General features: G+C 68.1%; 13 protein-coding genes. 9 read left to right on the forward strand and 4 right to left on the reverse strand.

What is annotated here, in order from left to right; translation table 11 throughout:
- Window positions 1–25: 25 nt before the first annotated feature.
- On the reverse strand, window positions 26–490 hold the full coding sequence (locus V3B48_RS13835; RefSeq protein ID WP_014038879.1) for a hypothetical protein: 465 nt from the start codon (window positions 488–490) through the stop codon (window positions 26–28).
- 184 nt (window positions 491–674) lie between these two features.
- Between V3B48_RS13835 and V3B48_RS13840 the strand changes: the two genes are divergently transcribed.
- The 4 genes from V3B48_RS13840 (at window position 675) to V3B48_RS13855 (ending at window position 3,274) form a co-directional block, all read left to right on the forward strand.
- Complete coding sequence (locus V3B48_RS13840; RefSeq protein WP_006475755.1) at window positions 675–923, forward strand: hypothetical protein; 249 nt, start codon at window positions 675–677, stop codon at window positions 921–923.
- Between the two features lie 122 nt (window positions 924–1,045).
- Window positions 1,046–1,963, forward strand: a complete 918-nt coding sequence (locus V3B48_RS13845) for a bestrophin family ion channel (RefSeq protein ID WP_197615690.1) — start codon at window positions 1,046–1,048, stop codon at window positions 1,961–1,963.
- A gap of 19 nt (window positions 1,964–1,982) precedes the next feature.
- Window positions 1,983–2,972, forward strand: coding sequence for a porphobilinogen synthase (gene hemB / locus V3B48_RS13850; protein WP_329893899.1), 990 nt, complete (start codon window positions 1,983–1,985; stop codon window positions 2,970–2,972).
- A 32-nt stretch (window positions 2,973–3,004) separates the two neighbouring features.
- A complete protein-coding gene (locus V3B48_RS13855; RefSeq protein WP_049424121.1) occupies window positions 3,005–3,274 on the forward strand; it encodes an SHOCT domain-containing protein in 270 nt (89 codons plus the stop codon).
- 150 nt (window positions 3,275–3,424) lie between these two features.
- Here V3B48_RS13855 and V3B48_RS13860 read toward each other — a convergent pair whose 3' ends face one another.
- Window positions 3,425–4,297 carry a hypothetical protein gene (locus V3B48_RS13860; protein WP_329893900.1) on the reverse strand — a complete coding sequence of 291 codons (873 nt, stop codon included), beginning with the start codon at window positions 4,295–4,297 and terminating at the stop codon, window positions 3,425–3,427.
- A 48-nt stretch (window positions 4,298–4,345) separates the two neighbouring features.
- Here V3B48_RS13860 and aroE point away from each other — a divergent pair, with 48 nt between their 5' ends.
- From aroE to dinG, 3 genes are all read left to right on the forward strand, one after another.
- On the forward strand, window positions 4,346–5,191 hold the full coding sequence (gene aroE / locus V3B48_RS13865) for a shikimate dehydrogenase (RefSeq protein WP_071228545.1): 846 nt from the start codon (window positions 4,346–4,348) through the stop codon (window positions 5,189–5,191).
- A gap of 3 nt (window positions 5,192–5,194) precedes the next feature.
- The gene (locus tag V3B48_RS13870; RefSeq protein ID WP_049400872.1) at window positions 5,195–5,548 is read left to right on the forward strand and encodes a hypothetical protein; all 354 of its coding nucleotides are present in this window, start codon (window positions 5,195–5,197) and stop codon (window positions 5,546–5,548) included.
- A gap of 167 nt (window positions 5,549–5,715) precedes the next feature.
- Complete coding sequence (gene dinG, locus V3B48_RS13875; RefSeq protein WP_094001302.1) at window positions 5,716–7,818, forward strand: ATP-dependent DNA helicase DinG; 2,103 nt, start codon at window positions 5,716–5,718, stop codon at window positions 7,816–7,818.
- A gap of 152 nt (window positions 7,819–7,970) precedes the next feature.
- Here the strand turns inward: dinG and V3B48_RS13880 are convergent, their stop codons facing one another.
- Window positions 7,971–8,588, reverse strand: coding sequence for a hypothetical protein (locus V3B48_RS13880; protein WP_329893901.1), 618 nt, complete (start codon window positions 8,586–8,588; stop codon window positions 7,971–7,973).
- A 138-nt stretch (window positions 8,589–8,726) separates the two neighbouring features.
- A complete protein-coding gene (gene ilvD, locus V3B48_RS13885) occupies window positions 8,727–10,565 on the reverse strand; it encodes a dihydroxy-acid dehydratase (protein WP_329893902.1) in 1,839 nt (612 codons plus the stop codon).
- A 459-nt stretch (window positions 10,566–11,024) separates the two neighbouring features.
- On the opposite strand from ilvD, the gene V3B48_RS13890 reads away from it, so the two are divergent.
- Both V3B48_RS13890 and V3B48_RS13895 read left to right on the forward strand, forming a co-directional pair.
- Entirely contained in the window at window positions 11,025–11,597 is a 573-nt protein-coding gene (locus tag V3B48_RS13890; RefSeq protein WP_014038869.1) for a DUF1190 domain-containing protein, read from the forward strand.
- 7 nt (window positions 11,598–11,604) lie between these two features.
- Window positions 11,605–12,783, forward strand: coding sequence for a glutathionylspermidine synthase family protein (locus V3B48_RS13895; protein WP_329893903.1), 1,179 nt, complete (start codon window positions 11,605–11,607; stop codon window positions 12,781–12,783).
- Window positions 12,784–13,221: the final 438 nt, after the last annotated feature.

Genomic DNA, 13,221 nt, shown 5'->3' on the forward strand with positions numbered 1-13,221 from the left:
CACTACCGGCGGTGACCCTCTCGGGTCACCGCTGCGGTTGCGGCGTAATCACCTGTGTCGGCAACCGCGCGGGCGGTGCCGGATTCGGCACCCAGATCGCGACGCCGGCGGCGCGCTTCTGCGTGGTCGGAATACCGATGCCGACGCCGCCACCGACGTGCGAACCGAACGTGCCGGCGCCGACCGACATGCCCACCGGCGAGCCACTGCTGCCCACGCCCATCAACACCACGCCATTGGCGCCGAGCGCGGCGGCCTCACGCTTCAGGCGTGCCACGGCGGCATCGGTCTGGCCCTGGGTGCCGAAGCCGACGGCGGACGCCGATTCCAGCTGGGCGATTTCCTGGGAACCGGCCGGTGGCGTCGAATAGATCTGCACCAGCGCCGGATCGATCGGTGCGCGGGCGCGGCCCAGCATCACCTTGGAGGTACTGGCACAGCCAGCGGCGACCAGCAGGATGGCCGCCAACGCGGCCCAACGGATGTTCATGGCACGACCCCTGTAGGACTGGTTGCGATCATCGGCGGGCCACTCTGAATCGGCGCCAACACCCGGGCCAGGGCACGCACGGCAGCACGCTAGCACGGCGGGGGTGACAGCCCCGCCAATGGCAGTAGGCGGCGGCAGCGGGAACGTCTATGGTTGGGGCAGGAACCAACTGCGGGAGAGCGGCATGGGTGTGATCAGTCTGTTGTGGGGCGTACTGGCGCTGTTGTGGATGATCCTGGCGCTGATTCCACTGCTGGGCTGGGGCAACTGGTTCCTGATCCCGTTCGCTGCGGTGGGCGCGGTCATCGCCGCGCTCGGCATCCTGTTCACCCACCCGAGCAAGCGCGGCCGGGCCTGGGCCGGCCTGGTCCTGAACGGCATCGTGGTGGTGGTCGGCATCCTCCGCCTTGGCCTGGGTGGCGGCGTGATCTGAGCCCGCACCCGGGTGCGACAGGGCGTCGCAGGCGCACGGCCCATGGCCGGGCAGGGGCGTACAATGAATGGCTGCGCGAGCCCCCCGCGTGCCTGTGAATCCGCGCCCGGCGCGGCTGCCCCATGATCATCCGACCCCGTCCCCACGGCTGGCAACTGCTTTACATCCTGCGCGGTTCGATCGTCAAAGCGATCGCGCCCAAGGTGCTGGCCATCCTGATCCTGTCCATTGCCGTGGCTGCGGTGGTGGAACTGGCGCCGCCCACCGGCATCGAACGCGTTTCCGTCACGCCGTTCACCCTGCTCGGCCTGGTCCTGTCGATCTTCCTCAGCTTCCGCAACAGCGCCTGCTACGAGCGCTGGTGGGAAGGCCGCAAGCTGTGGGGCCAGCTGGTCTACGAATCGCGCTCGCTGGCCCGCCAGGTGAACCTGCTGCTGGCCGATGACACCGGCCGCCGCCGCCGCATCGCCTACCTCACCACCGCCTTCGCTCATGCACTGGCCGGTCGCCTGCGCGGGCGCATCGTGGCGCTGATGGCCCTGCCGTGGCTGGACAAGCGCCAGCGCGAACAACTCGGGCAGCGCGAGAACGTGCCCGACGCGCTGCTCTCGATGATCGCTGGGGAACTGGCGCAGGCCCTGCGCGCCGGTGACCTCGACCCGATCCTCTACACCCAGCTGGAAGAGCGCCTGCATGCGATGTCGTCGATCCAGGCCGGCTGCGAGCGCATCCTCACCACACCGCTGCCGTTCGCCTACACCCTGCTGCTGCACCGCTGCGCGTGGATGTTCTGCGTGCTGCTGCCGTTCGGCCTGGCCAGTTCGCTGGGCTGGGGCACGCCGGTGCTGTCGGCGGTGCTGGCCTATGCCTTCTTCGGCCTGGACCAGCTGGGCGAAGAAATGGAAGACCCGTTCGGCCTGGAGCCGAACGACCTGCCGCTGGACGCGCTGGTGCGCACGATCGAGATCGACCAGCTCGACGCGCTCGGCGAACGCCCATTGCCCGAACCCCTGCTGCCGCAGGGCTACCTGTTGCAATAGCCACTCCTCGGAGCCTGCCATGTCCCACCCGCTTTACCGCCCGCGCCGCATGCGCCATGACGAGTTCTCGCGCCGCCTGATGCGCGAGAACACGCTGACCACCGACGACCTGATCTACCCGGTGTTCGTGCACGAACTGGCCGGCCGCACCGCAGTACCGTCGATGCCGGGCGTGGAGCGGCTGTCGATCGAAGAACTGCTGAAGGTGGCCGAAGAAGCGCTGGAGCTGGGTATTCCGGTGATCGACCTGTTCCCGGTGATCGACCCGTCGCTGAAGTCGCTGAATGCATCGGCGGCGTGGGCGGAGGACGGCCTGGCGCAGCGTGCGATCCGCGCGCTGAAGTCGCGATTCCCGGAACTGGGGGTGATGACCGACGTGGCGCTGGACCCGTACACCACGCACGGCCAGGACGGCATCATCGACGACAAGGGCTATGTGCTGAACGACATCACCGTCGAGGCGCTGGTCAAGCAGTCGGTATCGCACGCCGAGGCCGGTGTGGACATCGTCTCGCCGTCGGACATGATGGACGGCCGCATCGGCGCGATCCGTCGTGCGCTGGATGCCGACAACCACATCAACGTGCGCATCATGGCCTACTCGGCCAAGTACGCCTCGGCGTTCTACGGTCCGTTCCGTGATGCGGTGGGCAGCGCCGCCAGCCTCGGCAAGGCCGACAAGAAGACCTACCAGATGGACCCTGCCAACGGCGACGAGGCCCTGCGCGAGATCGCGCTGGACCTGGAAGAGGGCGCCGACATGGTGATGGTCAAGCCGGGCATGCCGTACCTGGACCTGGTGCGCCGGGTGAAGGAAAAATTCGGCGTGCCGACCTTCGCCTATCAGGTGAGTGGCGAGTACGCGATGATGAAGGCCGCCTTCGCCAACGGCTGGCTGGACGAACGCGCCTGCGTGCTGGAGTCGCTGCTGGGCTTCAAGCGGGCAGGCGCCGATGGCGTGCTGACCTATTTCGCGCCGCAGGTGGCGCGATGGCTGCGCGAGCGCTGACAATAGCGCCACGATAGACGGAGGAATGCGCGATGGGACCCGAACTGGGATGGATGCAATGGCTGATCTGGGGCATCGGTACGCTGGTGTTCGGCGCCATCATCGTTGGTGTCTTCATCGCCGCCTGGCGGGCCGGCAAGCGCCCGCCGGAGCAGCTCTCCGCCGCCCGCCATGTCGCCCGTGAGCAGGCCCTGCCGGACAGCGTGCAGGCCGAACTGGCCGCGTTGAACCAGCGCAAGGACAACGGCCAGCTGAGCGAAGTGGAGTACGAGCAGTTGCGCGCCAAGGTGTTGTCGCGCTGACGGGTGGGTGCCAACCTTGGTTGGCACTTTCCCGCATGCCAACCAAGGTTGGCATCTACCAAGCGGCCATCCACGCACGGCGTGGATCTACCGCACGCACCTGGCGCCTCCATCGCCCGGGTAGCCGCCAACCTTGGTTGGCGTTTGCCGTCACCGTGCGCCCGGCGCGCACCCCGCAACCGCCGCCACCTTCGGCACGGCCAACCGGTACACATCCAGGCCACCGGCACGCGGTGCCTTCGCCGCACTGCTGGCAACCATCATCTCGCCGGGCTTGGCGTTGTCGATCACCGGCGCGCCGGTCCAGCCGCTGGCCTGGTTGAACGACAGCCCCAATGGCTGCAGCGCCGCACCGGTCCACGCACAGCCGCTGCTCCACACCTGCGTGGTCGTGCCGTTGCCGCGGCTGAACACCACGGGGCCGTCATGCCCCAGCCAGTCGCCGTCGGTCTCGTCGTCGGCGCTGTTCAACGCGCTCAGTGCGCTGGCCGGGCCACGCAGTCCCTGCGCATCCAGCGTCGCCACGAACAGGTCCCAGCCGGCGCCACGGCCCTGCTGGCGGGCAAACAACAGCTGCCTGCCATCCGCGCTCAGGGCCGGCCCGCGCTCTTCCCGGCGGCCCGCGTCGCCCGCCAGCAGCTGCGCGGTACCCAGTTGGCCATCGGTGGCGAGAGCGGCCCGATACAGCGCCAACGCGCCCTCGCGGCCGGCCGCGAACAGCAGCCAGCGGCCGTCGCGGCTGAAGTAGGGATCACGGACCTCACCGGCCACGCCTACCGGCAAGGCCTGCGCCTGCTGCCAGCGGCCGTCCACCACGCGCGCCTCCCACAGGGCCCAACCGGCCTCGCCACGGCGGGCGAAAACGATGCGCTGGCCATCGGCGCTGATCGTGGCGCGGCCCTCGTCGGCACGGGTCGAGACTACGCCCATGCCTTCGATGCCGTACTCGTTCAACGCCATCGCCACGGGGGCAGAGAGTAGACTGGCGGCAAGCACCAGCAGGGGCGGGGTGATGCGCATCATCCGAGTCCGTGCACGAAAGAGCATCAGTCTAGCCAGCTTGAGGATTCCATGACCGACCGTTACGCCGTCTTCGGACACCCCGTTGCCCACTCGAAGTCGCCGCAGATCCATGCGACGTTCGGTCGCCAGGAAGGCATCGCGGTGGATTACCGCGCGATCGACCTGGCCCCGGATGCGTTCCTGGCCGGCCTGGAAGCCTTCGCCGCCGACGGCGGTGTCGGTGCCAACGTCACCTCGCCGCACAAGGAAGCCGCGTTCTCGGTGTGCACCACGCTGACTGCACGTGCGCGCCGCGCCGGCTCGGTCAACACGCTGCTGCGCAAGGGCGACCGCTGGCATGGCGACACCACCGACGGCATCGGCCTGGTGCGTGACCTGACCGACCGCCATGGCCTGGACCTGCGTGGCCGCCGCATGCTGCTGATCGGTGCCGGCGGCTCCGCGCGCAGCGTCGCTCCGGCCTTCCTTGATGCCGGCATCACCGAGCTGGTGGTGGTCAACCGCACGCCGGAACGCGCCGATGAACTGATCGACGCGATGGGCGAGCCGGGCCGCGCGATCAGCCGCTACTGGGAAGACCTGCGCGAGCTGGGCGACTTCGAACTGATCGTCAATGCCACCTCGGCCGGCCGCGACCGCGACGTCGAGTTCAAGCTGCCGTTGTCGCTGGTCAACTCGATGACCACCGCCGTCGACCTGAACTACGGCGAGGCCGCCATCGCCTTCCTGGCCTGGGCGCGCGCAGCGAACTGCCGCAATACTGTGGATGGCCTGGGCATGCTGGTCGAGCAGGCCGCCGAGAGCTTCCTGCAGTGGCACGGTGTGCGTCCGCAGACCGACGAGGTCTACCAGACGCTGCGGCAGGGCTCGGCCGTGCTGGCCGGCGAGGACTGATCGATGGACAACACGACCCTGATGGTGACGGTGCTGAGCATCGTGGGCGTGCGCCTGCCGGTGCTGATCGCACTGTGCGTGGGCCTGGTCTGGGTGGTCGGCGCACCGCGCGATGCCACCCGCACCGGCGCCCTGGTCGGCCTGGTGCTGTTGCTGCTGTCCAGCCTCGGCAGCATGGCCGCCGGCATCCTGCCGATGTGGTTGATCAACAGCGGCAACTTCGACGCCATCTCGGGCATGAGTGCCATCCTTGGCGTGCTGCACTTCGCGCTGGCGATGGTCGAGGCCATCGGCGTGGTGCTGCTGGTGTGGGCGCTGGTGCGCCTGCTGCGTACCCGCACGATCCCGGCATCCTGACCGGTAGCGCCGGGCCATGCCCGGCGTATCTGGCCCTTGGGCGGTCCGCCCATCGGACCGTGACCGCCGCCTGGCGTCGTCGCTGGCCCGTTCAGGGTGCCAGCGACGGTGAACGCGGCCGGCCATGCGACAATGACCGGCCTGATCCAGCCACGGTACTTCCCGGCGTGACCGAAACCGTCGCCGCTCCGCGCACGCTCGATGACACCTTGAAGGACGCGATCCGCAAGGCGTACACGACGCTGCAGGCCAATACCCCCGGCTTCTCCACCCGTCGCTCGCAGAGCCAGATGATCGGCGTGGTGTCGCGTGCGCTGTCGAAAAGCGGTGGCGTCGGCGTGGTCGAAGCGCCCACCGGCGTCGGCAAGAGCCTGGGCTACCTCACCGCCGGCGTGCCGATCGCGCTGGCCAGCAAGAAGAAGCTGGTGATCAGCACCGGCACCGTGGCGCTGCAGTCGCAGCTGGTCGAGCGCGATATCCCGAATTTCCTCAAGGCCACCGGCCTGGAAGCGACCGTGGCGCTGGCCAAGGGCCGTACCCGCTACCTGTGCACGCGCAACGCCGCCGAGGCGCAGGGCGAGGGCTCGCAGGGCGGCATGTTCGAGGATGACGCGCCGCTGTTCGACCGGCCGCTGGCGCCGATCGAGATGGACATCGCCAAGCGCCTGACCGATGCCTTCACCGGCGGCAGCTGGGATGGCGACATCGACAACGCGCCGGAGACCATCAGCCCCGGCCTGCGCAGCCGCATCACCACGCCGGCTTCGGGCTGTGCCGGGCGCCGCTGTGCCTATTCGGCGCAGTGCGCGGTGCTGCGTTCGCGCAATACGGTGCGCGACGCACAGATCGTGGTCACCAACCACGCGCTGCTGCTGTCGGCACTGTCGATCGGTGACAGCGACAACGGCCAGCCGTTGATCGCGCCGCCGTCGGACATGCTGCTGGTGCTGGACGAAGGCCATCACATCGGCAACGTGGCGATCGACCAGGGTGCGGCCAGCCTCGCGCTGGATGAGATGGCCAAGCGTACCGGCCGCCTGCAGATCCTGATCGCCGGTGCCTACCGTGCGGTCGACAAGGATCGGTTGGGCAACCTGCTGCCGAACGAAGCGATCGAGGTGGCCAGCAACGTCGCCAAGCAACTGCGCGCGTTCCGCGACCACATCGAACGGGTGTGGATGCCGGCGCCGGCCGACGAAGAGCCGATGTGGCGCGCGGCCAATGGGCGCCTGCCCGACGCCTGGCGCGAGCCGATCGAAGCGCTGGCCGACGACACCCGCAGCCTCTACAACTGGGCGCATGCCGCCACCGCGCAGGTCGCCAAGGGCAAGCCGGACGATGCCGCGCGCGAGCGCCTGCAGCGCAACCTGGGCATGGCGCTGGAGATGATCGAGCAGCAGTACAACCTGTGGCAGGCGTGGCGCCGCGAGGACAAGGACGGCGCGCCGCCGATGGCGCGCTGGGTCACCGCCACCCGCGACGGCGACCTGGTGCTGCATGGCTCACCGGTGTCGGCCGCGCACGTGCTGCGCAAGCTGCTGTGGGATGAAGTGGATTCGGTGGTGATGACCTCGGCGACGCTGACCGGCGGTGGCGACTTCCAGTCGCTGGCGATCGACAACGGCATTCCGGAAGAGGCCGAGATGGTCTCGCTGTCGTCGCCGTTCGACCTGCCCAACCAGGCCGAGCTGATCGTGCCGAAGTTCCCGGTCACCCCGGACGACCGCGAAGGCCACCCGCGCGAAGTGGCGCGCTACCTCGACACCGAACTGGACTGGGCCAAGGGCTCGATGGTGTTGTTCACCTCGCGCTGGAAGATGGAGAAGGTGGCCGGGCTGATGTCGGCCGCGCGCCGAAAGCAGGTGTTGGTGCAGGGCGAGATGTCCAAGACCCGGCTGATCGACGAGCACCTGCGCCGCGTGGCGGCAGGCGAAGGCTCGGTGCTGTTCGGGCTGAATTCGTTCGGCGAAGGCCTCGACCTGCCCGGTGAGGCCTGCACCACGGTGGTAATCACCCAGGTGCCGTTCGCGGTGCCGACCGATCCGCAGACCGCCACGCTCAGTGAGTGGTTCGAGGGGCGTGGCCTCAATGCCTTCAACCTGATCGCGATTCCGCACGCGCTGCGCACGCTGACCCAGTTCGCCGGCCGCCTGATCCGCACCTCCACCGACACCGGCCGCGTGGTCATTCTTGATTCGCGACTGCTGACCCGCCGCTACGGCAAGCGCATCATCGACGCGCTGCCACCGTTCAAGCGCGTGATCGGCTGACCGGTAGCAAAAAGGGGACGGAGGGAATTAAGTCGTTTATGGCAAAAACGACTTAATTCCCTCCGTCCCCTTTTTTTGCGAGCACTGTACAGATGCCTGCCAGCGGCCGGCACTACCGCACGGGCTGACGATCGGACAGCGGTGCTTGGTGGTTACCGGGTGCCTGTTTCAGGCGTCCGGCAGCCTGGCCCATAAGCCTCCGTGTAGGGTTTGCCAAAGCAGCGCAGTAATCCATCAAGCACATCCAGGTTCGGTGGCCACGGCATCTGCACCTGCTGCCCGCCTTCGGTGGTGAACTGGTAGCGACCGTCCTTGATGTTCTCCGCCATCGCGGTGGACGTCGGTATCGCGACCAGCCTCGCACGAGCCTTCTCCAGGGCGCTGCGGTCCTGGCGCAGGAACGCGACCATGCCGTCCACGTAGGCATTCCAGTAACCCGGGTCGCCCGCGTTCACGGGTTTGTGGCTGCGTTCCATCAGCGTGATCGCCTGCGCGGTCTGCCCCAGCTCCGCGCGCAGCTGGCCCTCGTGCCAGGTGATGATGACGTTGCCTTCTGCCTTGGGCAGAGCGCCGTAGGCGGACAGCAGGTCGGCCGCTTCGCGGGTACAGCCACGGTCGGCCAGCGGGCGCCAGCCACCTGCCAGATCCTGATCGAATCGGCCAGGTTCCATCGCCAGCATCGCGGCACGGTCGTAGCTGCAGTCCGGGGCTTTGGGCGGTTCGGCTGACGTGCCCATGGCAGCGGCCAGCGCAAAGGAAAGCAACATCATCTCAACCTCCGTGTTGGTGACTTCCTGGACCACCATAACGGATCAGGAGGGGTAGCGCCGGCCGCTGGCCGGCAACCTCATTGATGTGGGGCGTCGCAGTGCAGATGCCGGCCAGCGGCCGGCACTACCGCACGGGGGTCAATCGCCGAGCAGGGCGGTGTTGCGTACGGCGCCCTTGTCGGCACTGGTGGCCAGCAGCGCGTAAGCCTTCAGCGCGCTGGTGACCTTGCGCGGGCGGGGTGCGCGCGGCTTCCAGCCGCGGGCATCGGCGTCGGCGCGGCGCTGGGCCAGCGTGGCCTCATCCAGCAGCAGGTCGATGCGGCGGGCCGGGATGTCGATGCGGATGCGGTCGCCGTTTTCCACCAGGCCGATGACACCGCCGCTGGCGGCTTCCGGCGACACGTGGCCGATCGACAGGCCCGAGGTTCCGCCGGAAAAGCGGCCATCGGTGAGCAGCGCACATTGCTTGCCCAGCCCCTTCGATTTCAGATAGCTGGTCGGGTACAGCATCTCCTGCATGCCGGGGCCGCCCTTCGGGCCTTCGTAGCGGATCACCACCACCTCGCCCGGCTGCACCTCGTCGGCGAGGATGCCGGCAACGGCGGCGTCCTGGCTTTCGTAGACGCGCGCGGGGCCTTCGAACACATGGATCGACTCGTCCACGCCGGCGGTCTTCACCACGCAGCCATCGATGGCCAGGTTGCCGCGCAGCACGGCCAGCCCGCCTTCCAGCGAATACGCGTGCTGCAGCGAGCGGATGCAGCCCTCGGCGCGGTCCACGTCCAGCGTCGGCCAGCGCGTGGCCTGGCTGAAGGCCTCCTGGGTGGGGATGCCGGCCGGGCCGGCCTTGAAGAAGGTATGCAGGGTGTCGTTGTCGCTGCGCACCACGTCCCAGCGTTCCAGCGCGTCGGCCAGGCTGGCGCTGTGCACGGTCGGCACCGTGGTTTCGAGCAGGCCGGCGCGGTCCAGTTCACCGAGGATGCCGAACACGCCGCCGGCGCGGTGCACGTCCTCGATGTGGTACTTCGGCGTGTTCGGCGCCACCTTGCACAGCTGCGGTACGCGCCGCGACAGCGCGTCGATGTGGGTCAGGTCGAAGTCGACCTCCGCTTCCTGCGCGGCAGCCAGCAGATGCAGGATGGTGTTGGTGGAACCGCCCATGGCGATGTCCAGGGTCATCGCGTTGGCGAACGCGGCCTGGGTGGCGATGCCGCGCGGCAGCGCGCTCGGGTCTTCGCCGCCATACCAGCGGTGGCAGAGTTCGACGATCAGGCGGCCGGCGCGGCGGAACAGCGCCTCGCGGTCGGCATGGGTGGCCAGCGTGGTGCCATTGCCCGGCAGCGACAGGCCCAGCGCTTCGGTCAGGCAGTTCATCGAGTTGGCGGTGAACATGCCCGAGCAGGAGCCGCAGGTGGGGCAGGCGCTGCGCTCGAACGCGGCGACCTTCTCGTCGGAGGCGCTGTCATCGGCGGCCACCACCATCGCATCGACCAGGTCCAGCTTGTGCTCGGACAGCTTGGTCTTGCCCGCTTCCATCGGCCCGCCGGAGACGAACACCACCGGGATGTTGAGGCGCAGCGCGGCCATCAGCATGCCGGGGGTGATCTTGTCGCAGTTGCTGATGCACACCAGCGCGTCGGCGCAGTGCGCGTTGACCATGTACTCCACGGCGTCGGCGATGATCTCGCGGCTGGGCAGCGAATACAGCATGCCGTCGTGGCCCATCGCGATGCCGTCGTCCACGGCGATGGTGTTGAATTCCTTGGCGACGCCGCCGACCCGTTCGATCTCGCGCGCGACCAGCTGGCCGAGGTCCTTCAGGTGCACGTGGCCGGGCACGAACTGGGTGAAGGAGTTGGCGATGGCGATGATCGGCTTGTGGAAGTCGCCGTCCTTCATGCCGGTGGCACGCCACAGGGCGCGGGCGCCGGCCATGTTGCGGCCGGCGGTGGAGGTGCGGGAGCGGTATTCAGGCATGGCTGGCGGAACGGGCGGGCCGTACAACGTGGGGGTCAGCCGATCATGGCCAATTTTTTCGGTTGCTGCTGCAACCACCGGGTAGGATTCGGCAGGGCTGCGCCCTGCACCTGCCGAAGCAAGTGCTAATGCAACGGCCGAAGCAACGGCAACAGCTGGCCTATCCGTGGGATGGCGGGGTGGGTCCGGTTGCGGGGGACGGCGCAAGTACGTCCATGTAGCCTCGGTCGCGCCATCCATGGCGCTCACGCCCCCGCAACCGGACCCCCCCGCCTTCGACACTTTCCCAATGCTGTTGGTGGGTGTCGACCTTGGTCGACACGATGTATCCACGCCATGCGTGGATGATGGGGAACGACGAAAATGAAAGTCCGTTCATCTTTCGGACTTTGCCGATTCCGGTTGCTGGTCCGGATTTGGCATCATTGGGGCATTGATCCGTCGACAGGGCATGAGGCCATGAAACGTTCCCGCACCACCGCGCTGCTGCTGATGAGCGCTGCGCCGCTGCTGTTCACCGCCTGCCAGAAGGAGCCGGAGGTGAAGGTGCAGGAAGGCCTGTACACCTCGGTGGAGGCCTGCACCGAGGCCACCGGCGATCCCTCGTCGTGCCGCAATGCCTTCGCCGAAGCGCAGAAGCAGGCCGCCGATGCGGCGCCGAAGTACGCCAGCAAGGAAGCCTGCGAGAAGGACTACAAGCCGGAACAGTGCGTGCAGCAGCACACCTCGGCCGGTACCTCGTTCATCGGCCCGATGATGATGGGCTTCTTCATGTCGCAGATGCTGAGCAACCGCGGTGGCCTCGCGCCGCAGGCGCCGGCGGCGTCGCCGGCCTACCAGGACAAGAGCGCCGGCTGGGCGCGTCCGGCACCGGGCGGCAGTGGTGGCCTGAACACCGCCAGCGGCATCGGCGCAGGCAAGGCGGGCCTGGCGCCGGTCACCAGCGAACCGAACCGTGCGGTCACCGCCAGCCGTGGTGGCTTCGGCAACACCAGCGCACGCCGCAGCACCAGCGGCAGCTACGGCGGCTGATCGACCCATGCAGCGTATCCGGATTGCCGAGCGTGCCCAGTGGCGGGCACGCGCGGAAGAGGCGGGTTTCCGCTTCCACACCATCGACGGCCAGCCGTACTGGGATGAAAGCGCGTATTACGCTTTCACCCTGCGCCAGATCGAGCAGGACATCGAAGACCCCAGCGCCGAGCTGCACCAGATGGCGCTGGACCTGGTCGGCGATGTTATCGGCAGCGAACGCCTGATGGACCAGCTGGCGATTCCGTCGCATTACCGCGACTGGATCGCCGACAGCTGGCGCCAGCGCCAGCCGCATCTGTACGGTCGCCTGGACCTGGCCTACGACGGTACCGGCCCGGCCAAGCTGTACGAGTTGAACTACGACACGCCGACCTCGCTGTTCGAGGCCAGCTTCTTCCAGTGGCAATGGTTGGAAGACCAGCGCAATGCCGGTCGCCTGCCGCAGCATGCCGACCAGTTCAACGCGATCCACGAAGCGCTGGTCGAACGCTTCGGCGAACTGGCCACGCAGCTGCCGCCGCCGCTGTATTTCAGCGCCGTGGGCAGTTCGGAAGAAGACCGCGGCACCGTCGACTACCTGCGCGACTGTGCGTCGCAGGCCGGCCTGCATGGCCAGGCCATCGCCATCGAGGATATCGGCCTGTCCGAGGACGGGCGCTTCACCGCGCTGGACGATTCGGTGATCGGCACGCTGTTCAAGCTGTACCCACTGGAAGACCTGATGGCCGAGGAGTTCGGCCGCGCGCTGCCCGGCTCGGGCGTGCAGCTGCTGGAGCCGGCGTGGAAGGCGGTGCTGAGCAACAAGGGCATCCTGCCGCTGCTGTGGCAGCGCAACGTGGGCCATCCGAACCTGCTGGAAGCGCATTTCGATGACGGCAGCACGCTGGCGTCGGGCTGGGTGCGCAAGCCGCTGTTCTCGCGCGAAGGCGCGAACATCGAGATGCACCTGGCCGATGGCAGCACCCAGCGCAGCGACGGTCCCTACGATGGCCCGGCGATCATCCAGCGTGCGCATCCGCTGACCCGCTTCGAAGGCGGCTACCCGCTGATCGGCAGCTGGGTGGTGGGTGACCACGCCTGCGGCATCGGTATCCGCGAAGACGACAGCGCGATCACCCGCGACAGTGCGCGCTTCGTGCCGCATGCGATCGTTGAAGAGGCGCCGACGCGGATCTACGTCTGATGGCGGTGCGGCGCCCCCGGGCCGGCGTGGGCAACCATCGCCCGTCGTAGAACAACCGCTGTGGGTAGAGGCCGACCTTGGTCGGCGCCGGTGATTCCGTGCCAACCAAGGTTGGCACCTACCAGAGCGGTGCGTCGGTTGTTGCAGGGGTAGTGCCGGCCGCTGGCCGGCAACCGCTGTGGGTAGAGGCCGACCTTGGTCGGCGCCGTGGGATTCGTGCCAACCAAGGTTGGCACCTACCAGGGCGGTGCGTCGGTTGTTGCAGGGGTAGTGCCGGCCGCTGGCCGGCAATCGGTGTTGGTAGATGCCGACCCTGGTCGGCGCTGTGGGTTTGTGCCAACCAAGGTTGGCACCTACCAGAGCGGTGCGTCGGTTGTTGCAGGGGTAGTGGCCGACCTTGGTCGGCGCCGTGGGATTCGTGCCAACCAAGGTTGGCAC

The organism is Stenotrophomonas sp. SMYL20 (genome assembly GCF_036320045.1).
GTDB classification, from domain to species: Bacteria; Pseudomonadota; Gammaproteobacteria; order Xanthomonadales; family Xanthomonadaceae; genus Stenotrophomonas; species Stenotrophomonas maltophilia_A.